Here is a 26,330-nt window from a genome sequence, read left to right on the forward strand (position 1 = left end):
ACGGAGCAGTAATGGAACTGAACGATACGAATGAACTGAACGAACTGCAGCAGGAGCTGATCGCGCTGCTGATGGCCGAAGCCGCGGAGAACGGAAAGCAGGGGCCTTGCGCCCTGCCCGCGGGCTCGCGCGAAGGCCTGCTGCCTGCATCGTTCGCACAGGAGCGGCTGTGGTTCATCGACCAGCTCGAACGCGATGCGGGCACGCATGGCGCCGAAAAGTACCTCGCTCCCATTTTCCTGCGCCTGCGCGGCCAGCTCGATACCGCTGCGCTGCATGGTGCATTGAACGCTCTCGTTGCACGCCACGAAGTGCTGCGAACGACCCTGCATGCGGGGGAAGCCCACGCGATGCAAAAGGTTCATCCTGCGTCGCCGATCGACTTTCCGCTTGTCGATCTCGGTACACTGGACGCTGAAGTACAGGCTTCGCGACTGCGGGAAGAAATTGCGGCGCTGTCGGCGGCGCCTTTCGCCCTGGACCAGGGCCCGCTCCTGCGTGCGCGCCTCGTGCGCCTGGACGAAGAACACCATGCGCTCCTGGTCATACAGCACCACATCGTCAGCGACGGCTGGTCGCGGGGCATCCTGCTGCGCGAGCTGAGCGCACTCTATGCCGCGCTGCGTGCTTCGGCGGAGCCTTCCTTGCCGCAGCTGCCATTCCAGTACGCCGACTTCGCAGCGTGGCAGCGCAACCCGGAGCAATCTGCCCGCATCACGCAGCAGCTGGACTACTGGACCGGCCAGCTCGCCGGCCTGCCTCCGCTGCTCACCCTCCCTACCGACCGCCCCCGCCCGCCAGTACAGGGCAACAAGGGCGGCCGCCACCGCTTCGGCCTGTCGCCGGAGCTGAGCAAGGCGCTCAAGTCGCTGGCGCAGAAGCACGGCGCGACCCTTTTCATGGTGCTCTCCGCCGCGTATGCGCTGCTGCTCTCGCGGCACAGCGGACAGACCGATCTGGCTTTCGGCACGCCCATCGCCAATCGCAACCTGCAAGATCTTGAAGGCCTCATCGGCCTGTTCGCCAATACCCTTGTGCTGCGTGCGGACGTCGCCGCAGCCGTCACCGCCGACGACCTGGTCGCGCAGATGAAGAACACCTGCCTGGCCGCCTTCGACAACCAGGACCTGCCTTTCGAACAGCTCGTAGGAGCCCTGAACCCTGAACGCAGCCGCGCATACAGCCCCATTTTCCAGACCATGTTCGTCCTGCAGAACAACGCAGAGGCGGCATACAGCATGGACGGCCTTTCGGTCACGCCGCTGGATACCGACCAGCTGGCGGACGCGGCCAAGTATGACCTCACCCTCACCATGGGTGAACAGCAGGGCGTGATCGATGGGGTCATCAGCTACGCCGCCGACCTGTTCGACGCCGAGACCATCGAGAGCATGGCCGCGCGCTTCGTGATGCTGCTGGAGGTGATGGCCGCAACGCCTTCCCGCCCATTGGCCGGGATCGATATCCTGACCCCGGCAGAGCGCCAGCGACTGCTGCAGGACTTTGCGCACGGCGCCCCGCAGGAAGCCGGGCAGCTCTTCATGCACCAGCTGTTCGAAGAGCAGGCTCGCCTCCACCCGGAGGCGGCAGCCGTGGAGCACTGCGGACAGACGATCTCCTATGCGGAACTGAACCGGCGCGCCAACCGCCTTGCGCACCATCTGCATGCACGGGGCGCCAGCGGAACGCTGGTGGGTATCTGCTTCGAACGCACTCCGGACCTCGTCACCGCCATCCTCGCCATCATGAAGGCGGGTGCGGCCTATGTGCCCCTGGACCCGGCCTATCCCGCCGAGCGCCTTGCCTTTATGGCCGAAGACGCAGCCCTGTCGCTCATCCTCACGCAGGACGCGCTGGCGAACCGCCTGCCCTCGTCCACCGCGCAGATACTGCGCACCGACACCGAATCCTGGAGCTGTGAAGCGGAAGGGAACCTGGAGCTTTCCGTGAATGCGGACCAGCCAGCCTATCTCATTTACACTTCCGGATCGACCGGAAAGCCGAAGGGCGTTCAGCTGCACCACGGTGGCCTGCGCAACCTCGTCATGGCCCAGAGCCGGGGCTTCCATCTGGAGACGGGCAGCCGCGTGCTGCAATTCGCGTCGCCAAGCTTCGACGCCGCGGTTTCGGAGATCGGCTGTACCCTCGCTTCTGGCGCCACCCTGGTGCTGGCGTCGCGCGAAGAGCTGATGCCTGGCGAAGCGCTGCATGGCCTGCTGGCCAGCCAGCGCATCACCCACGTCACATTGCCGCCCGCTGCACTGGCCCTGACGCCATCCACCGGCTTGCCTGACCTGAAGGTGCTGGTCACCGCAGGCGACGCCTGCGCCCCGGCCCTGGTAGCCCAGTGGAGCCAGGGCCGCCGCATGATCAACGCCTACGGGCCGACCGAGAACACCGTTTGCGCCACGATGGGTGAACTGCGTCCGGGCCAGGCGCTTTCCATCGGCCGTCCCGTTCCCGGCGTAAGCGTGTACATCCTGGATGCCCATGGCAACCCCGTGCCGCAAGGTGTTGCTGGCGAGCTGCATATCGGCGGCGTTCAGGTGGCCCACGGCTACCTGCGCCGCGAGTCCCTGACGCGTGAGAAGTTTGTGCCAGATCCCTTTGGCGGGGTTTCCGGTGCGACTATGTACCGCAGCGGCGACCTGGCACGCTGGCTGCCGGACGGGAATATCGACTTCCTGGGCCGCATCGACTTCCAGGTGAAGCTGCGCGGCTTCCGTATCGAACCCGGCGAGATCGAGAACCTACTGTGCGCCCAGGACGGTGTGCGTGAAGCGCTCGTCATGGTGCGTGAGGACCGTAGCGGAGAACACCGCCTCGTCGCCTACGTGCGCGGCGAAGCCTGCGACACCCAGGCGCTACGCAACCAGCTGAAATCCCAGCTGCCCGAGTACATGGTTCCGGCAGCGGTCATTGCTCTCGACACCTTCCCGCTCACGCCGAATGGCAAGGTGGACCGCAAGGCCCTGCCTGCACCGGAGTTCGGCTCCGCATCCTTCATCGCACCCGTCACCCCAGCCGAAGTGGCTGTTGCCGAAGCGGCGCGCCAGGTGCTCCAGCTCCCGCGCATCAGCATGGGGGACAGTTTCTTCGACCTGGGAGGCCATTCGCTGCTGGCGACCCAGCTCGTGTCCCGCCTGCGCGCCAGCCTGGGTGTGCCGCTCGGCCTTGGCCAGCTCTTCGCCACTCCGGTACTGGGCGAGCTCGCGAAAGTTGTCGAAACGCTGGGAAGCACCGCGCGCCTCGCGCCGATTCCCCTTGTGCCGCGCGGCCAGCCGCTCCCCGCGTCGTTCGCCCAGGAGCGCCTCTGGTTCCTGGACCAGTTCGACCGCGCATCGGGCGGCGGCGCTTCCGCCGCCTACCTCGTTCCCGTGGCCCTGCGCCTGCGCGGTGCACTCGATGTGGCCGCCCTGCGGCGCGCTTTGCAGACCATTGTGGACCGTCACGAAACGCTGCGTACGTCGGTGGTGTCGCTCGACGGCGCACCGGCGCAAGTGGTCGCCGCACAGCACACGCTGGAACTTCCGCTTGCGGACCTGAGTGTGCGCAGCGCGTCCGAGCGGGAGGAAGCGCTGAAGCGTCACCTGAGCCTTGAAATCGGCAGGGGTTTCGACCTCGCCACGGCGCCGCTGCTGCGCGCCGCGCTGCTGCGCCTTGCCCACGACGAGCATGTGCTGACCATCACCATGCACCACATCGTCAGCGACGGATGGTCTGTCCAGGTGCTTACGCGCGAGTTGGCAGCCCTGTACGCGGCCTACATCGCAGGCGCCTCGGATCCGCTGCCGCCGCTGCCGCTGCAGTACGCCGACTTCGCCGCCTGGCAGCGCAGCCCGGCACAGGCGGAGGCCCTGGACCGCCAGCGCAGCTATTGGGTGAACCGCCTTGCAGGATCGCCACCGCTGCTCACCTTGCCGACCGATCGTCCCCGGCCCGCAGTCCAGACCCACGCGGGCGCCTGCCACAGTTTCGTGCTGCCCGGCGCCGTCGCACAGGGCATCCAGGCGCTGAGCCAGCGCCTTGGCGCCACGCCCTTCATGACCCTCTCCGCAGCCTTTGCGGTGCTGCTGGGCCGCCACAGCGGCCAGGACGATTTGGTCTTCGGCACGCCTGTCGCCAACCGCAACCGCCAGGATATCGAAGGCCTGATCGGCTTCTTCGCCAATACCCTTGTGCTGCGAGCCGACCTCTCAGGCGTGCCGCGCTTCAGCGACCTCGTGGCGCAGATGAAGCAGACCTGCCTGGAAGCCTACGACAACCAGGACCTGCCGTTCGAGCAACTGGTGAGCGCCATCAACCCTGAACGCAGCACGGCATACAGCCCCCTGTACCAGGTCACATTCTCGTTGCACAGCGGCGGCTCCGCAGCCAGCGGCCTGGCTGGCCTGGAAGCGGGCAGCGTGGACTTCGGCACCGAAGGCATCAGCGCCAAGTTCGATCTCGGCCTCACCATGAGCGAGCAGAATGGAACGCTGAGCGGCATCTTCGACTACAACACCGACCTGTTCGACGCGGCCACCATCGAAGCCTTCGGCGCCCGCTTTGGCGTGCTGCTGGAAGCCATCTGCGCAGACGCGGACCAGGCCCCGCACGCGCTCCCCATGCTGGCGCCGGGCGAGCGCGAACTGCTGCTCGAACGCTTCAACCACAGCCACCTCCAGACCGAGGCCGGCGCCACCGTGCACGGCCTGTTCATGCGCCAGGCGGAACTCAACCCCGAAGCCTGCGCCATCGCAAGCGAAGCCGCGAACCTCAGCTACGGCGAGCTTGCACGGCTGTCCCGAGGCCTGGCGGCGCAGCTTCAGGCGCTTGGCGTTGAAAAGAACCCGCTCGTCGCCGTGTGCTGCGAGCGCAGTCCCGAGATGGTGATTGCCATGCTCGCCGTTCTACGGGCTGGCGGCGCCTATGTGCCCATCGATCCCGCGTACCCTGCCGACCGCATCGCTTACATGCTGGAGAACACGGGAGCCACGGTGCTGTTGACGCAGTCCCGCCTGGGCATCGCCGTGCCGCCGTCCGTGCGGCACATCGTCGATGTCGCGAGCGCGGCTTCCGGCGAAGCGCTGAGAAGCGAAGGAGACACCGATGTCTCGTCACTGGCGAACGTGATCTTCACATCCGGCTCAACCGGCCTGCCGAAAGGCGTGATGGTGCCGCACCGTGCGCTGGCCAACCATTGCCAGGCAACGATAGCGCTGTTCGGGCTCGGCGCGAAGGACCGCGTTCTCCAGTTCGCCGCGCCAGGTTTCGACATGGTGGGCGAGGAGGTCTGGCCAACTCTCGCCAGCGGCGCGACGCTGGTGCTGCGGCCTTCCGCCCAGATAGAGAGCATGAGCGAGTTCACCGCCTGGGCCGCGAAGGAAGGCCTGACCGTGATGAACCTCCCAGCTTCCTTCTGGACCCGCTGGACGGAATCGCTGGCAGAGCCGGATGCCCTGCCGGCCCTGCGCCTCATGGTTGCGGGCAGCGAGGAGGTGTCGCCCCAGGCCGTGCGGGCCTGGCAGGCCCTGTTCGGGACGAAGAAGGTGCTGCTCAATGCCTACGGCCCCACAGAGGCCACCATTACCTCGGCCAGCCACCGGATTCCGCTGCTGAAGCCCGATGAGGCCATCGTCCCCATTGGCCGTCCTGCGGCCAACACCCGAATCTACCTGCTCGACGCACATGGCGGCCTGGTGCCGCCCGGCTGCCCCGGCGGGCTCCATATCGCCGGCGTGCAGGTCGCGGCCGGATACCTGAAACGTCCCGAACTGGATGCACAGGTCTTCCTGCGCGACCCGTTCGGGCAGGAGGATGCCCGCATGTACCGCAGCGGCGATCTGGCCCGCTGGCGGCGCGACGGCACCCTCGAATATCTCGGCCGGGCGGACAGCCAGGTCAAGATCCGCGGCTTCCGCATCGAACCGGGTGAAATCGAGCAGCGCCTCGCAGCCTTCCCCGGCGTTTCCGAAGCACTGGTCCTGGCCCGCCCGTCGCCGCGCGGCGATATGCAGCTCGTGGCCTACGTTGCCGGAACCGGCATCGAGCGCGAGGCCCTGCGCACGGCGCTGAAATCGGCGCTGCCGGACTACATGATCCCGGCAGCCTTCGTGCTGCTCGACGCCTTCCCGCAGACGGCGAACGGAAAAATCGACCGAAAGGCGCTGCCCGACCCGGAGATGGACAGTGGTGCGACCTTCGAAGCCCCGGAGGGCGAAACCGAAGAACTGCTGGCTGGCTTGTGGGCCGAGGTGCTCAAGCTGGAACGCGTCGGCCGCCACGACAACTTCTTCGAACTGGGCGGGCATTCCCTGCTGGCGGTCTCCCTGATCGAACGCATGCGGCGCCAGGGCGTGCAGGCCGACGTGCGTACGCTGTTCGCCACGCCCACCATCGCCGCTCTAGCCGCGGCTTCGGGCGGCCAGCGCAGCGTGCAGGTTCCTCCCAACCTCATTCCGCCCGGCTGCGAGCGCATTACCCCGGACATGCTGCCGCTGGTGGCGCTCAGCCAGGCCGACATCGACATGGTTGCCGCTTCCGTTCCGGGCGGCGCAGGCAATATCCAGGACATCTACCCGCTGGCTCCCCTCCAGGAAGGCATGCTGTTCCACCACATGCTGGAAAGCGAAGGCGATGTGTACCTCGGTGTGCAGCTCGCGGCCTTTGCCAATCGCGAGGAACTGGACGCCCACGTTGCGGCCCTGCGTGCCGTGATCGCCCGTCACGACATCATGCGCAGCGCCGTCGTGTGGGAAGGCCTGCCCGAGCCGGTGCAGGTGGTGTGGCGGGAGGCGCCGCTGGCCTTGCACGAACTGGAGTTCGATTCGAAAAACGGTCCTGTCGCGGACCAGCTGCGCGCACACTGCGATCCCCAGCGCAAGCGCCTGGAGGTGCGCCAGGCCCCGATGATGCAGCTGTTCGCCGCGCACGACACTGCCAATGCGCGCTGGCTGCTGCTCACATGGCAGCACCACCTGCTGGGCGACCATACCACGATGGACGTGCTGCATGAGGAGATCCAGGCGTGGCACGATGGCCGCCTGGACGAACTGCCGCGCCCCATCCCCTTCCGCAACTTCGTGGCGCAGACCCGCCTCGGCATCACGCGCGAAGAACATGAAGCCTTCTTCCGCTCCATGCTGGGCGATGTCGATACGCCGACAGCGCCATTCGGCATGCTCGACGTGATGCGCAATGGCTCGCAGAGCATGGCAGCGCGCCGCATGATGGGCAACGACTTGGCGCAGAGGGTGCGCGCCGCCAGCCGCAAACTGGGCGTGGGCGCCGCGAGCCTGTGCCACCTGGCCTGGGCGCTCGTGCTCAGCAAACTGACTGGCAATGCCAACGTGGTCTTCGGCACTGTGCTGTTCGGCCGCATGGACGGCGGCGACGGCGCTGACCGCAACATGGGCCTCTTCATCAACACCTTGCCGTTCCGCGTCACGGTCGACGGAGCCGGTGTCGCCGACAGCCTGCAGCGCACGCATCGCGCGCTTGCCGGCCTGCTGCGCCATGAGCATGCGCCGCTGGCCCTGGCGCAGCGCTGCAGCGCCGTGCAGGCGCCGCTGCCGCTGTTCTCCACCATGTTCAACTACCGGCACAGCAAGCTCCCGGCCCAGGGCGCGGCGCCGGAGAACGGCGCGAAGCTCCTCTCCGTCGATGAACGGAGCAACTTCCCTCTCTCCTTCGCCGTGGACGACCTTGGCGAACGCTTCGGCATCAGCGCCAAGGCCGAAGGAGGTATCGATCCCGAACGCATCTGCGACCTGATGGAATCGGCCCTCGGCCAGATCGCGAGCTCCCTTGAGAACGGCGGAGCCGAGGCCGTCGAAGGCCTCGACATTCTCCCGGCGCAAGAGCGCAGCCGCGTGCTGGACCAGTTCAACGCGACCTCCGTATCTTTCCCTGCCCACGGCTGCGTGCACGAGATGGTGGAAGCGCAGGCTCGCCGCACGCCGGACGCCATCGCCGCCCAGATCGGCGACGCCACCCTGAGCTACGCGGAACTCAACCTCCAGGCCAACCGCCTCGCCCACCACCTGCAGGCGCGCGGCGTCGGCCCGGACGTGCTGGTCGCCGTCTGCGCGGAACGCAGCCTGGAGATGATCGTCGCCCTGCTGGCTGTCCTCAAGGCCGGTGGCGCCTATGTGCCGATCGACCCGGCCTATCCGGCCGAACGCATCGCCTTCCTGCTTGCCGATACGCGCGCCGCGCTTCTCCTGACCCAGCAGGCGTTGCTCCCCACCCTCCCAGCCCCGCCCTGCCCGGCCCTGTGCCTGGATACCGATGCAGCCGCGTGGGCCGATGCGTCTGGCCACGATCCGGCCCCTGTCGCAGGTCCGTCCAACCTCGCCTACGTGATCTATACGTCCGGCTCCACCGGAACGCCCAAGGGCGTCATGGTCGAACACCGTTCCCTGCGCAACTTCCTGCTCTGGAAGCAGGACTACCTGCAGCTCAAGGCGGACGACCGGATCCTGCAAAAGACCGCCTTCGCCTTCGACGGCGGCCTCTGGGAATTCTGGAGCCCCCTGCTGTGCGGCGCGCGCCTCGTGTTCGCCCGCCCGGGCGGCCATGCGGATCCGGCCTATCTGGTGGAGGCTATCGCCGAGCACCAGATCACCACCGTCAAGTTCATTCCGACCATGCTGGCCCTGATCTGCGAGGAGCCCGACCTGGCGCGCTGCACGTCCCTGCGCCACGTCATTTGCGGCGGCGAAGCGCTGTCCGAGGAAGTGGCGCGTACCTTCTTCCGGCGCATGCCCCATCTGCCGCTGCACAATCTGTTCGGCCCCACTGAAACGACCATCGACGTCACCGCCTGGACGGCGCGTGCGGACGATGCGCCCGGCCGCATCCCCATCGGCCGCCCGATCGCCAATACGCGCGCCTATGTGCTGGACCGGCAAGGCGGCCTCGCTCCCGTGGGCGTGCCGGGCGAGCTGTATATCGGCGGCATCCAGGTCGCGCGCGGCTACCTGAACCAGCCCGCGCTGACGGACGAGAAGTTCCTGCCCGATCCCTTCGATTCCACGCCGGGCGCGCGCATGTACCGCACGGGCGACCGGGCGCGCTGGCTGCCTGACGGCGCCATCGACTATATGGGCCGCAGCGACTTCCAGGTCAAGATCCGCGGCTTCCGCATCGAACTGGGCGAGATCGAAAGCCGCCTGGCGAGCCACCCATCCGTGCGCGAAGCGCTGGTGATGGCGCGTGAAGACCAGCCGGGCGTGCAGCGCCTGGTAGCCTACGTCACCGTCCGCGCCGGAGAGGTGCCGGACGCCGCCCTCCTGCGCGCCCACCTGCAGGAAACCCTGCCGGAATACATGGTCCCTTCGGCCTTCATGGTGCTCGACGTCTTCCCGCTCACCCCGAACGGCAAGATCGACCGCAAGGCCCTGCCGGTGCCGGAGGTGCAGGCGGGCGCCCGCTATATTGCCCCGCGCACGCTGACCGAACAGGCCGTGGCGGATGCCGTGACCGAGGTGCTGAAATGCGGCCAGCCGAGCATGGAGGACAGCTTCTTCGAATTGGGCGGCCACTCGCTGCTGGCAACGCAGCTTGTTTCCCGCATACGGCGCCGCCTCGGTGCGGAGCTCAGCCTCGCCCAGCTGTTCGCGACACCGGTGCTGGGAGACCTCGCCCGCGCCATCGACGCAGCCAAAGGCGCTGCTAGCCAGGCGCCCATTCTGCCGCAGCCACGCAGCCAGGCCCTGCCTGCCTCCTTTGCCCAGGAGCGCCTCTGGTTCCTCGACCAGTTCGAGGGCGCAGGCAATGGCGCCGCCAAGGCAAGCTATGTCATTCCAATGGCGCTGCGGCTTCAAGGCAGGCTCGATGTCGGCTGCCTGCACCGCGCCTTGCAGGCCATCGTGGACCGCCATGAGCCCCTGCGGACCGCCATCGTCAGCCGCGACGGCCAGGCCGTGCAGGCGATCGCCACGCAATTGGCGCTGCCCCTGCCGCTGACGGACCTCGGCAACCTCCCTCCGAACGAACGAAAGGCCGCGCTTCAACGCCACTTGCTGGCCCAGGTCGCGGATGGTTTCGCGCTGGACCGCAGCCCACTCATACGCGCGGAGCTGCTGCGCCTTGGCGAGGACGAACATGTACTATCGGTCACCATGCACCATATCGTCAGCGACGGCTGGTCCATGGGCATTCTCGTTCGCGAACTTGGCGCCTTGTACACCGCCTTCCTGGAAGGGGGCGCCGCTTCCCTGCCGCCACTCGCCATCCAGTACGCGGACTACGCAGCCTGGCAGCGCAGCGCCGCCCAGGCCGAAGTGCTCGAGCGCCAGCTGGAACATTGGGCCAGGGAGCTGGATGGCTTGCCGCCGCTCCTCACGCTGCCGACGGACCGTCCCCGCCCCGCCGTGCGCGGCCACGCTGGGGCGGTGCACAGTTTCGAACTCACGCCAGCCCTGAGCGCCCGCCTCCGCCAGCTCAGCCAGAAGCACGGCGCCACGCTCTTCATGACGCTGTCCGCCGCCTTCTCGCTCCTGCTGTCCCGGCACAGCGGCCAGGACGACGTGGCCTTCGGCACGCCGATCGCCAACCGCAACCGGCATGAGCTGGAGAACCTGATCGGCTTCTTCGCCAACACCCTCGTCATCCGCAACCGCATCGACGCCGCTGCCAGCTTCGAAACGCTGCTGGCGCAGACGCGCAACACCTGCCTGGCCGCCTACGACAACCAGGACCTGCCGTTCGAGCAGCTGGTCACTGCTCTCAACCCGGAACGCAGCACTGCGTACAGCCCGCTCTTCCAGGTCATGTTCGTCCTCCGGAACAATGCGGACGCCGAATTCACCCTGCCCGGCCTGAAAGCCGGCCAGGCGCTCGAAGGCAGTGAAGACAGCAGCATCAACTTCGACTTGACCCTGTCCATGAGCGACGGCGACACGCTCGGCGGCCGCCTCGCCTACAACATCGAACTGTTCGACGCAGCCACCGTGGAGCGCATGGCGCAACGCTTCGTGCGCCTGCTCGATGCTGCCGCCGCCGCCCCGGCCCTGCCCCTGGCGGAGCTGGACATGCTGGCGCCGGAAGAGTGGCAGCAGCTGCTGGGCCAGTTCAGCCATCAGGCGCCTGCATTCGCCGCGGGACCTGCGATGCACGAACTGTTCGAGCGGCAGGCTGCACGCCGCCCGCAGGCCACGGCCTTGCAGATGGCTGGGCAGGCAATGAGCTACGTGGAACTGAACCGCAAAGCCAACCAGCTTGCGCGCCACCTGCGCAGTCTTGGCATTGGCGAGGGCCAGCTGGCAGGCGTGTGCTTCGAACGCGGCATGGACATGGTGGTGGCGATTCTCGCCATCATGAAGGCTGGCGGAGCCTACGTGCCGCTCGATCCGTCCTATCCGGCGGAACGCATTGCCTTCATGGCCTCGGATGCAGACCTGCCCCTTGTTCTGACCAGCGAAGCCTTGCTGCAGGTACTGCCGCAGGATATTCCGGCCCTGTGCTGCGACCGTGACGCGGCGCAATGGCGGGACCAGCCGGACGAAAACCTGGACGGCGCACCGGCTGCCGACAGCCGCGCCTATGTGATCTACACTTCCGGCTCCACGGGCCTGCCAAAGGGCGTGCAGCTGCATCATGGCGGCCTGCGCAACCTCGTGCTGGCGCAAATCGAGGGCTTCGGCATCGATGAGAACAGCCGCGTGCTGCAATTCGCGTCCTCCAGTTTCGACGCTGCCGTATCGGAGATCGGCTGCACGCTGGCGGCTGGCGCCACCCTGGTGCTGGCTTCCCGCGACGAGATCATGCCCGGCGAGCCGCTTGCCCGCCTGCTGGCCGCGCAGCGCGTCAGCCATGCCACGCTGCCGCCGGCCGCGCTCTCCCTTACCTCGCCGGACGGCCTGCAAGCGCTGCGCGTGCTCGTCACTGCGGGCGAAGCATGCCCCGCCGCAGTCGCCGAGCGCTGGGGCGCAGGCCGCCGCATGATCAACGCCTACGGGCCAACCGAAGCCACCGTGTGCGCCACCATGGGCGACCTGATACCCGGAAGCGCCGTCACCATTGGCCGCCCCCTGCCCGGCGCGCGCATCTACCTGCTCGATCCCCATGGCCAGCCAGTACCGCAGGGTGTGGCGGGCGAGCTCCATATCGGCGGCGTGCAGGTCGCGATGGGCTACCTGAACCGCCCGGAACTGAACGCCGAGCGCTTCCTGCCGGACCCGTTCAGCAGCGGAACGGGAGCCCGCATGTACCGCAGCGGCGACCTGGCGCGCTGGCTGCCGGATGGCCGCCTGGAGTTCCTGGGCCGCGCCGACTTCCAGGTCAAGCTGCGCGGCTTCCGCATCGAGCTGGGCGAAATCGAGAACAGCGTGGCCGGGCATCCGTCTGTGCAGGAGGTGCTGGTGATGGTGCGGGAGGACCAGCCGGGCGACAAGCGCCTGACCGCCTATGTGCGCGGGGACGCGCCCGACAGCGCTGTGCTGCGCGCATGGCTCAAGGACAGGCTGCCCGACTACATGCTGCCATCGGCCATTGTGGTGCTGGAAGCATTCCCGCTGACAGCCAACGGCAAGATCGACCGCAAGGCCCTGCCCAAGCCCGAAGCCCAATCCGGCGCCGCCTTCGTGGCGCCGCAGGGCGAAACGGAGACCATGCTCGCCGCGCTATGGGCCGATGTGCTGAAGGCGGAGCGCGTGGGCCGCCACGACAACTTCTTCGAACTGGGCGGTCACTCCCTGCTTGCTGTAAGCCTGATCGAACGCATGCGCCGCCAGGGCGTGCAGGCCGACGTGCGCACGCTGTTCGCGACGCCGACCATTGCGGCGCTGGCCGCAGCGGCAGGCAGCGCCGACAGCCAGGTCGAGGTTCCGCCGAACCTGATTCCTGCGGACTGCCGTCGCATCACGCCCGATATGCTGCCGCTGGTGACGCTGCAGCAGGCCGATATCGACGCCATCGCCGCAGCGGTAGAAGGCGGCATGGCCAATATCCAGGATATCTATCCGCTCGCGCCGCTGCAGGAAGGTATCCTGTTCCACTACATGCTGGCCGAGGAAGGCGACGTGTATCTGGGCGCCCAGCTGGCGGCGTTCGACAGCCGCGAGCAGCTCGACGCCCATATCGGCGCTCTGCGCAAGGTCATTGCGCGCCACGACATCCTGCGCACGGCAGTGCTCTGGGAAGGCCTGCCCCAGCCGGTGCAGGTGGTCTGGCGCGATGTGGCGCTGGAAGTCGAAGAACTCAGCTTCGATCCGTCCGCGGGGCCGGTGGCAGACCAGTTGCGCGCACGCTGCAACCCGCAGCGCAACCGCCTCGATGTCCGCAAGGCGCCGATGATGCACATCTTCGCTGCGCACGACCCCGGGAACGGCCGCTGGCTCATGCTGGTCTGGCAGCACCATATGCTGGGCGACCACACCACCATGCACCTGCTGGACGAGGAGATCGCCGCCTTCCACGCAGGCCGCGGCCATGAGCTGCCGCCCGCCGCGCCGTTCCGCAACTTCGTCGCCACCGCGAAGCTGGGCATCAGCGAGAGCGAACATGAGGACTACTTCCGAGCCATGCTCGGAGACGTTGACGAAACCACCGCTCCCTTCGGCCTGTCGGACGTACAGGGCGACGGCAGCGCGATCCAGGTTGCCTGGCAGCGCACCGGCGCCGACCTGGGCATCCGCCTGCGCAACGTTGCCCGCAAGGCGGGCGTCAGCACGGCCAGCCTGTTCCACCTGGCCTGGGCGCAGGTGCTCGCGGTGCTGTCCGGCCGCGAAGACGTGGTATTCGGCACGGTGCTGTTCGGCCGCATGCAAGCGGGCGAAAGCGCCGACCGCACCATGGGTCTCTTTATCAACACCCTGCCCCTCAAGGTCAGCCTGCGTGGCAGGGACGCCGCGACCGCGCTGCGACAAGCCCACGATGCGCTCAGCGGCCTGCTGCGCCATGAGCATGCGTCGCTTGCCCTGGCGCAGCGCTGCAGCGGCGTCCCGCGCGGTACGCCGCTGTTCTCCTCGGTGCTCAACTACCGCCACGCCGCCGTGAGCGACGGCGGAGATGCTCCGAACCATTCCGCCAATCAGGGCCTCACCTGGATCTCCGGCCAGGAGCGCTCGAACTACCCGGTCTCGCTCATCGTCGACGATATCGGCAGCGACTTCGTTGTCTCCGCCCACGTGGATGCTTCCGAAAGCGCCCAGCGCGTCTGCTCCTTCGTCTGCACGGCGCTGGAGGCACTGGCGGCGGCGCTGGAACAGGGATCGCCACAGGAGATCGGCGCACTGGGCGTTCTGCCTGCACTGGAACGCGAACAGCTGCTGGTGCAGTTCAATGCGGTTCCCGGCGTTCAGCCATCTCCGCCCCTGCATGCGGCCGTCGAAATCCGCGCTGCCGCTGCGCCAGACGCCATTGCCCTGGAGTGGCAGGGACAGCGCTGCTCCTATGCCGAGATCAATGCGCGCGTCAACCGCCTTGCACGCCACCTGCGCAAGGCGGGCGTGCAGGACGGCGCGCTTACCGGTATCGCCATGGAACGCGGCATGGACGCGGTGATTGCCATCCTGGCGGTCATGAAGGCAGGCGGCGCCTATGTTCCGCTCGACCCTTCCTATCCGCAGGACCGGCTGGACTTCATGCTGCAGGACTCTGGCCTGAAGGTGCTGCTGACGCATTCGGACCTCGCGCAGCGCTTCGCCGTTCCAGCGAAGATCTGCCTGGACAGCGACGCAGCCCTGTGGGACGGAAACGATGCAGGCAACCCTGGCTGGCCGTGCGCGCCGCAGGGCCGCGCCTACGTCATCTACACGTCTGGCTCCACGGGCCAGCCGAAAGGCGTGCTGCTGCACCACGAAGGCCTGTGCAATATGGCGGCGGCGCAGGCGCGCCTGCTCGGCCTGGAACCCGGCAGCCGCGTGCTGCAGTTTGCATCGCTCAGTTTCGATGCCGCCGTGTGGGAAATTGCGGGCGCCCTGTCCTCAGGCGCCACGCTGGTGCTGGCGCCGCGCGAGGAGCTGATGGCGGGCGAGATGCTGGCCGCCACCCTGCGCAAGGCCCGTATCAGCCACGCCACGCTGCCCCCGGCGGTGCTCACGCTGACGCCAGCGGAGAACCTCCCGGACCTGCAAGTGCTGGTCAGCGCGGGCGAAGCCTGCCCGCCCGCCATGCTTGCGGCCTGGGCGCCCGGCAGGCGCTTCATCAATGCCTACGGTCCCACGGAAGCGACGGTCTGCGTCAGCGGCGCAACGCTTGAGGCGGATGCGGCGCGTATCCACATCGGCGGCCCCACCGCCAACACGCGCCTGTACATCCTGGACCGCCACGGCAACCCGGCGCCGGTCGGCATTGCGGGCGAACTGCACGCAGGCGGTCCGCAGATCGCGCACGGCTACCTGAACCGCCCGCAGCTCACGGCGGAGAAGTTCATTCCCGATCCCTTCTCCGAAGGGCGCCTGTACCGCACGGGCGACCTGGCGCGCTGGCTGCCGGACGGCACCATCGATTACCTGGGGCGCACGGACTTCCAGGTCAAGCTGCGCGGCTTCCGCATCGAGCCGGGCGAGATTGAACACCGCCTGGTCTCCTGCGAAGGGGTGCAGGAGGCTTATGTCATGCTGCGCGAAGACCGCGAAGGCGACCGTAAGCTGGTGGCCTACGTCACGGGCCAGGCGCAGGCTGCCGAATTGCGCAGCACACTGGCGGCGCAGCTGCCGGACTACATGGTGCCTGCTGCGATCGTCACCCTGGACCGGCTGCCGCTCACGCCGAACGGCAAGATCGACCGCAAGGCCCTGCCCGCGCCCGATCATGGCGGCGAAACCGGCGGCTACAAACCGCCGCGCAACCCGCTGGAATGGCAGCTCGCGGAGATCTGGGAATCACTGCTCGGCACCGGTCCGGTCGGCATTCACGACGACTTCTTCGCCCTGGGCGGGCATTCCCTGACGGCCGTGCGCCTGGTGGGCCGCCTGAAGGCGGACCTGGGCGCCGAGCTGCCGCTGAATTCCCTGTTCGAGCATCCCACCATCGCCCGCCTTGGCGGCCTGCTCGCGGACAGCGCGCCCTCGGGCCACACCACCAACAGCTGCCTGGTGCCGCTCAAGCCTGAGGGCAGCCAGCGGCCTCTCTATGTGGTGCACGCCCTGGGTGGAACGGTGTTCTACTACGCCGACCTGGCGCGCTTTCTGGGCCCGGACCAGCCGGTCTATGCGCTGCAATCCATCGGCCAGTTCGGCGAAGCGGAGCCGCTGGCCTCCGTCGAGGCCATGGCCGCCCATTATGTGGCGGCCCTGCGCGATCACCAGCCGCAGGGCCCCTACCGCCTGCTCGGCTACTCCTCCGGCGGCAGCATTGCCTTCGAGATGGCGCACTGCCTGCGCGAGCTCGGCGAGGAAGTGGAGTTCGTGGGCCTGGTGGACGCCTTCCTGGCCTCGGACCAGATGGCCGTTCCCCACAGCCCGCGCTGGATCAAGACGCTGGGCACCATGGTCTACCTCAAGATCGACGAGGAGGAAGTGGCGGCAATTCCGGAAGCGGACCGCCTGCCATGGTTCATCGCGCGCTGCCGCCGCGACGGCGCCATCACGCCGGGCAAACTGGAGGACTATCTGCAGGTCATCATCGCCAACCTGCAGGCCACCACCAGCTACCGTCCCCGTCCGCTGGACGCCGCGCTGCACATCTTTACCCAGCATGAACGGGTTGAGGCCACCTGGAGCAGCCTGTCGTCCTATCCGCTCCATGTGCTGCCCGTACCGGGCGAACACTCGACGTTGATGCAGAGACCGCATGTGCAGCACGTAGCGGCGGCGGTCAGCCACAGCCTGCGCAGCGCGGGCGAGGTCCAGCGCGAAGCCTCAGCAGGCGAAACGCCGGACTGCCTGGTCATGCTGCAGCCCGGCGCCACTGGCGTTGCGCCGGTCTTCCTGGTGCCAGGCGCAGGGGCGAGCGTCGCGGGCTTCGCGCATCTGGCGCACGCCCTCGGCCCAACGGTTCCGGTCTATGCCCTGCAGGCCAGCGGCCTGGATGGAGGCGCGCCTTCGGCCAGCGTCCAGCTCACGGCCGCGCGCTATGTGGCGGCCATCCTGCCGGTGCTGAAGGACCACCCATTGCAGCTCGCGGGCCACTCCTTCGGCGCGAAGATCGCCTTCGAGATGGCGCTTCAGCTCAAGGCGGCCGGCCGCTCGCGCGCTCCCCTCGCTCTGATCGACGCCAGCGGCCCTTATCAGGTGGCCGCGCCGCTGTCGCAAGGCAGCTTCGCCGATTCGGTGCTGCGCCTTGCCCTCGTACTGGAAGAAGGCGCGGGGCGTCCAATGGGCATCGATGCAGCGGCGCTGGCCGGGCTGTCCGAAGCGCCCGCGGTCGCACTGCTGCACGAGAAGATGGCGTCCGTGGGCCTGATCTCGGCCCGCGTACCGCTCGCGCCGATCCAGGCCATGGCCCGCGTTTTCCACGCCAACCTCAATACGCTGTATGCCCCCGCGCGGCCTTATCCCGATGCGGCAGTGCTGCTGATGGCTGCCAATCCTTCCGCTGCCCGCAAGGCGGCGCTGGCGGCGGACATGGAACGCCTGGCGGGCGAATGGCGCAGCTATGCACCGGCATTGAAGGTACTGCAGACTCCGGGCAACCACATGACCCTGATGGACAAGGACCATGCGGCGAGCCTGGCGGCGATGCTGCAAGGCGTGTGGCAGGAAGGAGGCCAGGCATGAGCGATGCGGCCATCGCAAACACCGCGGCCGCGGCGCCCGCGCTGCCACTGCGGCAAGGTGTGCTGATCTGGCTCGGCCAGCTGCTGACGATGCTGGTCGTCACGGCCACGGAGTTCGGGCTCGGCATCTGGACCTACGAGCGCAACGGCTCGGCGCTGGAATTCTCCGCCATCCTGGTCTGCGCCGTCGTGCCGGGACTCCTGGCCGCGCCCTGGGGCGGCGCCACGGCCGACCGCGCGGACCGGCGCCTCGTGATCCTGGCCGCCGACTGCGTGGAGCTGCTGCTGCTCGTGCTGACGGCAGCCCTGCTATGGCAGGAGGCCTTGCAGCTGTGGCATATCTACGCCGTCAATGCCGTGTTCTCGGTGAGCCTGGCCTATCGCGTTCCCGCCTACCAGGCGGCGCTGGGAGCCATGCTGCCACGGCGCCATTTCGCGCGCCTGCTCGGCATGCTGCGAACAGGCAGTTCAGTGGTCCTGATGCTGTCGCCCATGGTGGCAGCCGCCGTCATGGCAGCAGCGGGACTCGCCAGCCTGCTCGCCGGTGGCGCAGCCATCCTGCTCCTGGCGCTGCTGCCGCTTCTGCTGATCCGCTTCCCCACGCGGCGCGAACCTGCGCAGGCGCACGGCGGCACGGACCTCAAGGCTTTCGGCGAGGCCCTGCGCTACCTGTGGCGCCAGCCCGCGCTGGCCTTCCTTACCGCTTACGGCACGGCAGTCTGCTTCCTGCGCAGCCTTGCCATGACGCTCTTCGTGCCCCTGGCGCTTGCGACGCAGACGCCCGCCACCCTGGCCTGGATACAGTCGGCGGGCTCGGCGGGCCTGCTGGCCAGCTCCCTGGCGGTGGCCGCCTTCGGCCTGCCGAAGCGCCTGGTGCCTGCCATGCTGGTGCTCGACATCCTGTTCGGCATCGCCATCGTGCTGCTGGGCGCAGCGGGCAGCAAGGCGGCCCTGGCGGCGGCCATGTTTGCGGCCATGGCCAGCGTGGCGCTGCGGCTTTCGGCCTACCAGACCTTCTGGCAGCTTACGGTGCCGGACGCAATGCAGGGCCGCATCTTCTCCCTCAACGGCGCGCTCATGTCGGCCGCCGCTCCGCTGGCGGCCATTGTGGGAGGCCTGCTGGCCGATGAAGTCTTCGCGCCGCTGTTGGCATCCGGCGCCGCCTGGACCGAAGTGCTGCGTTTCGGCGCGGGCGGCCCGAAGGCGCAGGGCATCGCGCTCATGTTCGCCATTGGGGGCGTGCTGAGTGTTCTGGTAGCGGCGGGCGCCCTGCTCCATCCGGCGCTGCGCCGCCTCGATGCGGCGCCAGTGCAGGAGGCGCTCAGTCCCAGGTGAAGGCCAGCTCGCGCTGGCCGCCGGCCGGAACCGATACCTGGCGGGTCTGCTGAACGCCTTCCGAACGGGCGTCCACGCGGTAGCTGCCGGGCGCCAGCCGCATATAGAGCAGCGGCCCGGCCTTGTTCTCGGCAAAGCGCACATTGCCTGCCTGGTCCAGCACTGCGACTTCCACGTTGGCGCGGTATTCGCCGCTCTTGTTGGCGAAAGTGAGGAGCAGGTTGTAGTCGGCGCGCAGCGCCTTGATGGCCGCCTGCTGCTCCTGGCCGACGCCTCCTGAAACGAATGGCGTGCCGTTGCTGCTCCCTGTCAACAGATCGGTAGCGGGGGCCGATTGGGCCGCTGCGTGGCCGGTCATGGCCAGCGAGAGCAGCGGGATGGCGATAAGACGTCCTGGCAACATCGTTCTCTCCTTCACGGCAAGGGCATGCGGAAATTCTAGCCCAGTCCGCCGCGCGCGGCCGCACGGCTCGGACGGCGGAATTCGCCGGGGCTGGCGCCGGTCACGCTCCGGAAGGCCTGGGCAAACCGGCTCGCGCTGCCAAAGCCGTGAGCGTACGCAATCTCGGCGGCCGTCTGCCGCGTTGTCAGCAGCGCTTCGGTGGCGCGCACCACCCTCACACGCAGCAGGAAGCTGGTCCAGGACATCCCCGCCTCGTCCGCGAAACGCCGGTTCAGGGTGCGCGCAGACACGGAAGCGGCTTCCGCCACCTGCGCAAGACTCAAGGGCTCGGAAAAGTGCGCCACCGTATATGCCATTGCCCGGCGCAGTTCCTCCGATGCGGCACATGGAAACCAGAGCGTATCCGGGATGCTCGCAGCCTCCCGCGCAAGGCTGGCCAGCACCTGGAAGAAAGGCTCCGCGCGCGGATCGGCCGCTGCCGAATCCTGATCCCAGCGGCCGGAATAGGCAACCATTTCGCGCAACAGCGGCGTAACGGTGAACACCACGCAGGACGTGGCGCCTATCTCCGTTCCCCTCTCGAACAGCACGGAGGCCGATGCGGCGGGGCCAGCGCTGGAAACGCGGATCGGCGTATCGGCAGGGATCAGGGCGGCCCGGTGCGGAGGCAGCAGCCAGCTCCGGTGTTCCGCCTCAAGGTGAAAGGCGCCCGCGGCGGCATACAGCAGGTAGGGCTGCCCGAAGCTGCGCGGCCCCGTGTCGAAAGGTTCTTCGAACTGCCTGCTGAATGCGTGGGAAGGCATCAGCCAAGGCCTCCGTGCCGGGGTGGCGCGGCTTCATCGATCTGGCGCAGCAGCGCGGCGGTGTCCAGCAAAGCCCAGTGGTCAGTCACAAGACCGGCGCGGATGCGGAAGCTGCGGTACTGCTGCACCCGTATGGCGGCTCCCCTGGGCGCGCGGCCGCGAAATTCCCCCGTATGCTGCGCCGACACACAGAGCCTCAGGATAACCAGCCCATCCTGCTCCACCGCCTGTTCCACCTTATGCTCCGACGAGCTGAAGGCTGCGTTGAAGGTTTCCGCCATGCGGACATGGGCGTTCGCGCCTCCGTCGCCATAGGCGTGATCGGTGAACATGGGGGATACAAACCGGTGCACGGCGCCGGGCTGGCGCCGCGCCCACACTTCGTCCATGAAACGCAGCGCGATATCGACATTGGACTGCATAAGACCTCCTCAAATGCACCATTGTAGAAATGGTGCTCCGGCGCGGGATACATCGTCTGCGCCAGTTCCTGTCCACTCCGCGCCAGAACTGCAGCCCTACTTCACCCGCTGCTTCTCCAGCTTGCGCGCCAGGGTGCGCCGGTGCATGCCGAGGCGGCGGGCCGCTTCGGAGATATTGAATTCCGTTTCCGCCAGCACGGCGTGAATGTGTTCCCATTCCAGGGTCTTGACGGAGGTGGTGCGGTTCGTCACCTCCACATCCGCGGCGCCCGCGACGTGGCCGAAGGCGGCCTCGATATCGTCCGTGTTGGAAGGCTTGGCGAGATACTGGCAGGCGCCCAGCTTCACCGCCTCCACGGCGGTGTTGATGCTGGCGTAACCGGTCAGCACCACGATCAGCATGGCCGGGTCGTGCTGGTGCAGCATCTGCACGCAGGCCAGCCCCGAGGCGTTGCCCTTCAGCTTCAGGTCCACCACCGCGTAGCCGGGACGATTGTGTTCCACCAGCGCGCTGGCCTCGTCCAGCGTGGCCGCCAGCAGGACCTTGTAGCCGCGCCGTTCGAAGGAGCGGCTCAGGGTGCGCGCGAAGGCTTCGTCGTCCTCCACGATCAGCAGTACCCGCTCTTCGCTCATGCCTTCTCCTCATCCAGCGCGATCGCCGAAAGGGGTAAGCTTATCAGCACTTCCGCCCCACCCTCGCTGCGGTTGCGCGCGCTGACCGTTCCGCCCAGGGTGCGCGCCACGTTCACGGACAGGAAGAGACCCAGTCCACCGCCCGGCTTGCCCTTGCTGGACTGGTAGGGACGCCCGAAGTCCTCCAGCATGGCGGGCTCGAAGCCCGCCCCCGTGTCGGTCACGCGCAGGGTCACATGGCCGTCTGCGCGCGTCGCCTCCATGCCCACCCATCCGGGGGAGGCTTCCAGCGCGTTATCGAGCACGTTGCAGATCATCTGCTTCAGGGCGGAATCGAACACCACGGGCATGTCCTGGCGGATGCGGTTCTCGTAGCTGAAGGACTTTACGGGACGGCTGTCGCGCCACTCCTCCACCAGGCCGTCCAGGAAAGTGTTGATCGTGGTCCTGGTCGACGATTCGCCGCGCGCCTCGCCCGCCGACAGCAGGATGCCACTGACGATGGCCTTGCAGCGCTTGAGCTGCGTTTCCATCTCGCCGATCTCCTCCAGCAGTTCCGGGTTGCCCCGGAATTCCGGCATGCGCCGCCAGTCGCCCAGGATGACGGATAGCGTCGCCAGCGGCGTGCCCAGTTCATGCGCCGCGCCGGAGGCGAGAAGGCCCATGCGCACCACGTGCTCCTCTTCCACCGCCCGCTGGCGCAGGTGGGCCAGCTGCGCATCGCCCGCGCGCACATTGCGCGAAATGCGGGTGATAAAAACGACGAGGAGCGCCGCGATCAGCATGAAGCAGATCAGCATGCCCTGCACGTAGAGGCTTTCGATGCCGCGCTCGTAATCGATGGGCAGGGGCAGCGGCTTGGAGAAGAGCGCCAGGCCAGCGAGGCAGAGCGAGGTCACCAGCACGATCACCCAGGTGGACCAGGCTTCGAGCAGCACCGCGCCCAGAATGACCTGCAGCAGGTAGAGGAAGGCGAAGGGATTGCTCGCGCCGCCGCTCAGGTAAAGCTGGGCCGTGAGCGTTCCCACATCGACCAGCAGGGCCAGGAGGATCTCGCTGTTGCTGACGGCGCGGCTCTCGTGCCAGCGCAGGTGGCTGGCGATGTTGAAGGCGATCAGGCAGGCCAGCACCTCCAGCATATGCACCAGCGGCAGCTGCAGACCGAAGCCCAGCATGGCGGTGGCAATGGTGGTGATCTGGCCGACCACCGCTATCCAGCGCAGCTCGATCAGCTGCATCATGTTCTTGTGCCCGGCCGCTTCCCGCGCCCCGGCGCCGCTGGCTTCCTGCTTCATTTTTTCAGTCAGGTCTATTATCCCGATCATTCCTTGTCCCCATCGTTCGGCGCTGCCAGAACCAGGCGCCCGCCGTCATCGCGGCAAGAGCGTACCAGGTAAAAGCATAGCCCAGATGGTTATTATGGAATGAAATGACGGTGAGTCCCCCGACGGGCTGGCCCGGCGCGCCGGCCGGCTCCTGTCCCGCCTTCGCATCCACGAAGAACGGCGCCACATCGCGCAGGCCGCGCGCGGCCGCAATGGCCTGCACATCGCGCGAATACCAGCGGTCGTTCGCCGGATCGTTCTGGCGCAGGAAGCCGCCGCCCGGCTCCGCAATGCGCAGCAGGCCCGTGACGGCAACGGCTTCGCCAGCCCTGGCGCAGGCGTCCGCCGGAGCTGGCGGCGCCGGCCTGGGCGCAGGCCCTGCGGGTACGAAGCCGCGGTTGACGAACACGATGCCGTCCTCCGTGCACATGGGCGTGAGCAGCCAGAAGCCCGCGCCCAGCTCCGTCACGGCCTGCACGCGCGCAGTCTGCTCATAGAGGAAGGCGCCGCGCACGCTCACGTGGCGGTATTCGTCCGACGCCGCAGTGATGCCAGGCCAGCGCGCGCGCGGCGGCGCCGGAACGGCAGGCGCGTTCACCCTTTCCTCGACACGGGCGATCAGCGCCCGCTTCCACTGCAGGCGCTTGACCTGCCAGGTGCCGAGGGCCGAGAAGACGCAGAACAGCAGCAGCGCGAGCGCCGCAAGGAAAAACCGCGCCGCCGCGGAAGGCGGACGGCGCGGCGCATCGGGCGATGCCTGCGGCATCAGTTCATGCCGTTCATCTGGTGGGCGGGCGCGCCCGGCATCGGTCCCGGCATCATGTTCTTGTTCATGTGGTACATGACCCACAGGGAACCGGACAGCGTAATCACGAGGATGACGACGGTGAAGATCAGGGCCAGCATGTTCCAGCCTCCTTCCGCTTTCGCGTTCATGTGCAGGAAGTAGATCATGTGCACCACGATCTGCACGGCGGCGAAGGCCAGGATCACGATGGCGGTGGTGGCGCTGTCCATCGTGCGGTTCATCACCAGCCAGAAGGGAATGGCGGTCAGGATCACCGACAGCAGGAAGCCGATCACATAGCTCTTGACGCTGCCGTGATCGTGGCCGTCGTCGTGATCGTGGTGGTCGTGGTGCTCGCTCATGGCAGGGTTCCCATCAGGTAGACAAAGGTGAAGACGCCGATCCAGACCACGTCCAGGAAGTGCCAGAACATGGAGAGGCACATCAGGCGGCGCAGGTTTTCGCGCGTGAGGCCGTGCTTCCCGACCTGGAACAGCAGGGTCACCAGCCACACGATGCCGAAGGTCACGTGCAGGCCATGGGTGCCCACCAGGGCGAAGAAGGAAGTCAGGAAGCCGCTGCGCTGCGGGCCGTAGCCCTCATGGATCAGGTGCGAAAACTCGTACAGTTCCAGGCCCAGGAAGGCCGCGCCCAGCAGGCCGGTGATCACCAGCCAGGCGACGGCGGCGCGCTGCTTCTTCGCATAGGCGGAGAGCATGCCGAAGCCGTAGGTGATGGACGAGAGCAGCAGGAAGGCCGTATTCAGGGCCACCAGCGGCAGGTCGAACAGCTCGGCGCCCGAAGGCGCGCCCGCGAAGTTGCGGCCCAGGACAGCGTAGGTCGCGAAGAGGCAGGCGAAGATAAGGCAGTCGCTCATCAGGTAAATCCAGAACCCCAGCAGGGTGCCGTTCTCCGGATGGTGCTCGCGCACGTAGTAGCGCGAGCTCAGGTCAGTCGTCGCAGTCATTTCAGGCATGGGCTTCCAGCAGTTTTGTGCGCTTTTCTTCCACGGCGGTCACCTGCTCCGCCGGAATGTAGTAGTCGCGCTTGTAGTTGAAGGTATGGATGATGATGGCGGCCATCATCGCCACGAAGCTCAGGCCCGTGAGCAGCCACATATGCCAGATGATGGCGAAGCCCAGCACCGCGCTCAGGGCGGCGATGACGAAGCCGGCGCCGGTGTTCTTCGGCATGTGGATGGCCACGAAGTCCTTGAGCGGGCGCTGATAGCCGTTCTTTTTCATGTCGGCCCAGGTGTCGTTGTCGTGCACCACGGGGGTGAAGGCAAAGTTGTAGTCCGGCGGCGGCGAGGACGTGGACCATTCCAGCGTGCGGCCGCCCCATGGGTCGCCCGTCACGTCCAGGTTCTTCTTGCGGTCGCGCACGGACACGTAGAACTGCATCAGCATGGCGCCGATACCTGCCGCGATGGTGAGCGCGCCGACGGCGGCGATCTGCTGCCAGATCCACAGGTTCGGATCGTCGAAGTGGCTCATGCGGCGGGTAACGCCCATGAAGCCCATTACGTACAGCGGCATGAAGGCGAGGTAGAAGCCCACCACCCAGCACCAGAAGGAGATCTTGCCCCAGAATTGATTGAGCTTGTAGCCGAAAGCCTTGGGCCACCAGTAGTTGATGCCCGCGAAGAGGCCGAACAGCACGCCGCCGATGATCACGTTGTGGAAGTGGGCGATCAGGAACAGGCTGTTGTGCAGCACGAAGTCCGCCGGGGGCACGGCCAGCATCACGCCGGTCATGCCGCCGATGACGAAGGTCACCATGAAAGCCACGGTCCACATCATTGGCAGCTCGTAGCGGATGCGGCCATGGTACATGGTGAAGAGCCAGTTGAAGATCTTCGCGCCCGTCGGGATCGAGATGATCATCGTGGTGATGCCGAAGAAGGAGTTCACGCTCGCTCCCGAACCCATCGTGAAGAAGTGGTGCAGCCACACGAGGTAGGACAGGATGGTGATCACCATCGTCGCGTACACCATGGAGGTGTAGCCGAACAGGCGCTTGCTGGAAAAGGTGGAAACCACTTCCGAGAAGATGCCGAACACCGGCAGCACCAGGATGTAGACCTCCGGGTGGCCCCAGATCCAGATCAGGTTCACGTACATCATGGCATTGCCGCCAAGGTCGTTCGTGAAGAAGTTGGTGTGGAACAGGCGGTCGAGGCCCAGCATGGCCAGCACGGCGGTCAGCACGGGGAAGGCGGCCACGATCAGGATGTTGGTGCACAGGGCGGTCCAGGTGAAGACGGGCATCTTCATCAGGTCCATGCCCGGAGCGCGCATCTTCACGATGGTGACAATCAGGTTGATCCCCGAGAGCAGCGTACCGACACCCGCAATCTGCAATGACCAGATGTAGTAGTCCACCCCCACGTCCGGACTGGCGAGAATGCCCGACAGCGGCGGATAGGCCAGCCAGCCCGTGCGCGCGAACTCGCCCACGAACAGGGAAGCCATCACCAGCACGGCGCCGAAGGTCGTCATCCAGAAGGAGAAATTGTTCAGGAAGGGGAAAGCCACGTCGCGCGCGCCGATCTGCAGCGGCACCACGTAGTTCATGAAGCCCGTCACCAGCGGCATCGCCACGAAGAAGATCATGATCACGCCGTGGGCGGTGAAGATCTGGTCGTAGTGGTGCGGCGGCAGGAAGCCCGTGGCGTCGCCGAAGGACATGGCCTGCTGGGCGCGCATCATCAGCGCGTCGGCGAAGCCGCGCAGCAGCATCACCAGGCCCAGGATGATGTACATGATGCCGATCTTCTTGTGGTCGATGGAGCAGATCCAGTCGCGCCACAGGTGGCCCCACAGCTTGAATTTGGTGATGGCGCCCAGCACGGCCAGGCCGCCGATCATCACGGCGATAAAGGTATAGAGCAGGATCGGTTCATGGAAAGGAATCGCTTCCCAGCCAAGGCGGCCGAACAGCAGGCTCGTGGAAGTTTCGGTTGGCTCGTGCAT

General features: G+C 67.1%; 11 protein-coding genes. 2 read left to right on the forward strand and 9 right to left on the reverse strand.

Annotation, left to right across the window (positions count from 1 at the left end; translation table 11 throughout):
• Positions 1–11: 11 nt before the first annotated feature.
• Both LSQ66_RS09590 and LSQ66_RS09595 read left to right on the forward strand, forming a co-directional pair.
• Complete coding sequence (locus LSQ66_RS09590) at positions 12–17,648, forward strand: non-ribosomal peptide synthase/polyketide synthase (protein ID WP_231769553.1); 17,637 nt, start codon at positions 12–14, stop codon at positions 17,646–17,648.
• The gene (locus LSQ66_RS09595) at positions 17,645–18,982 is read left to right on the forward strand and encodes an MFS transporter (protein WP_231769554.1); all 1,338 of its coding nucleotides are present in this window, start codon (positions 17,645–17,647) and stop codon (positions 18,980–18,982) included. Before LSQ66_RS09590 ends, LSQ66_RS09595 begins: the two co-directional genes overlap by 4 nt.
• On the opposite strand, the gene LSQ66_RS09600 is transcribed toward LSQ66_RS09595, so the two are convergent.
• The 9 genes from LSQ66_RS09600 to cyoB form a co-directional block, all read right to left on the reverse strand.
• A complete protein-coding gene (locus tag LSQ66_RS09600; RefSeq protein WP_231769555.1) occupies positions 18,969–19,385 on the reverse strand; it encodes a carboxypeptidase regulatory-like domain-containing protein in 417 nt (138 codons plus the stop codon). The genes LSQ66_RS09595 and LSQ66_RS09600 overlap by 14 nt on opposite strands.
• Before the next feature lie 35 nt (positions 19,386–19,420).
• Complete coding sequence (locus LSQ66_RS09605) at positions 19,421–20,188, reverse strand: AraC family transcriptional regulator (protein ID WP_231769556.1); 768 nt, start codon at positions 20,186–20,188, stop codon at positions 19,421–19,423.
• Positions 20,188–20,610, reverse strand: a complete 423-nt coding sequence (locus LSQ66_RS09610) for an ester cyclase (protein ID WP_231769557.1) — start codon at positions 20,608–20,610, stop codon at positions 20,188–20,190. The genes LSQ66_RS09605 and LSQ66_RS09610 overlap by 1 nt, the downstream gene beginning before the upstream one ends.
• A gap of 96 nt (positions 20,611–20,706) precedes the next feature.
• A complete protein-coding gene (locus LSQ66_RS09615; protein WP_231769558.1) occupies positions 20,707–21,243 on the reverse strand; it encodes a response regulator transcription factor in 537 nt (178 codons plus the stop codon).
• Positions 21,240–22,538 (reverse strand): ATP-binding protein, encoded by a 1,299-nt coding sequence (locus tag LSQ66_RS09620; RefSeq protein WP_231770084.1) that lies wholly within the window; start codon positions 22,536–22,538, stop codon positions 21,240–21,242. The genes LSQ66_RS09615 and LSQ66_RS09620 overlap by 4 nt, the downstream gene beginning before the upstream one ends.
• 4 nt (positions 22,539–22,542) lie before the next feature.
• Positions 22,543–23,334: an SURF1 family protein gene (locus LSQ66_RS09625; protein ID WP_231769559.1), complete on the reverse strand. Its 792-nt coding sequence runs from the start codon at positions 23,332–23,334 to the stop codon at positions 22,543–22,545.
• Positions 23,334–23,717, reverse strand: coding sequence for a cytochrome o ubiquinol oxidase subunit IV (gene cyoD / locus LSQ66_RS09630; RefSeq protein ID WP_231769560.1), 384 nt, complete (start codon positions 23,715–23,717; stop codon positions 23,334–23,336). Before cyoD ends, LSQ66_RS09625 begins: the two co-directional genes overlap by 1 nt.
• Positions 23,714–24,331 (reverse strand): cytochrome o ubiquinol oxidase subunit III, encoded by a 618-nt coding sequence (gene cyoC, locus LSQ66_RS09635; RefSeq protein WP_231769561.1) that lies wholly within the window; start codon positions 24,329–24,331, stop codon positions 23,714–23,716. The genes cyoD and cyoC overlap by 4 nt, the downstream gene beginning before the upstream one ends.
• On the reverse strand, positions 24,324–26,330 hold the full coding sequence (cyoB, locus tag LSQ66_RS09640; RefSeq protein WP_231769562.1) for a cytochrome o ubiquinol oxidase subunit I: 2,007 nt from the start codon (positions 26,328–26,330) through the stop codon (positions 24,324–24,326). Before cyoB ends, cyoC begins: the two co-directional genes overlap by 8 nt.

Origin of the sequence: Massilia endophytica (genome assembly GCF_021165955.1) — a bacterium.
GTDB classification, from domain to species: domain Bacteria; phylum Pseudomonadota; class Gammaproteobacteria; order Burkholderiales; family Burkholderiaceae_D; genus Rugamonas; species Rugamonas endophytica.

Excerpts from the sequence above, each read along its gene's own strand:
- LSQ66_RS09610 (WP_231769557.1), bottom strand. The coding sequence starts at position 20,610 with ATGCAGTCCAATGTCGATATCGCGCTGCGTTTCATGGACGAAGTGTGG.
- LSQ66_RS09625 (WP_231769559.1), bottom strand. The coding sequence starts at position 23,334 with ATGCCGCAGGCATCGCCCGATGCGCCGCGCCGTCCGCCTTCCGCGGCG.
- LSQ66_RS09600 (WP_231769555.1), bottom strand. The coding sequence starts at position 19,385 with ATGTTGCCAGGACGTCTTATCGCCATCCCGCTGCTCTCGCTGGCCATG.
- LSQ66_RS09605 (WP_231769556.1), bottom strand. The coding sequence starts at position 20,188 with ATGCCTTCCCACGCATTCAGCAGGCAGTTCGAAGAACCTTTCGACACG.
- LSQ66_RS09595 (WP_231769554.1), top strand. The coding sequence starts at position 17,645 with ATGAGCGATGCGGCCATCGCAAACACCGCGGCCGCGGCGCCCGCGCTG.
- cyoD (WP_231769560.1), bottom strand. The coding sequence starts at position 23,717 with ATGAGCGAGCACCACGACCACCACGATCACGACGACGGCCACGATCAC.
- cyoB (WP_231769562.1), bottom strand. The coding sequence starts at position 26,330 with ATGCACGAGCCAACCGAAACTTCCACGAGCCTGCTGTTCGGCCGCCTT.
- LSQ66_RS09590 (WP_231769553.1), top strand. The coding sequence starts at position 12 with ATGGAACTGAACGATACGAATGAACTGAACGAACTGCAGCAGGAGCTG.
- LSQ66_RS09615 (WP_231769558.1), bottom strand. The coding sequence starts at position 21,243 with ATGAGCGAAGAGCGGGTACTGCTGATCGTGGAGGACGACGAAGCCTTC.
- LSQ66_RS09620 (WP_231770084.1), bottom strand. The coding sequence starts at position 22,538 with ATGAAGCAGGAAGCCAGCGGCGCCGGGGCGCGGGAAGCGGCCGGGCAC.
- cyoC (WP_231769561.1), bottom strand. The coding sequence starts at position 24,331 with ATGCCTGAAATGACTGCGACGACTGACCTGAGCTCGCGCTACTACGTG.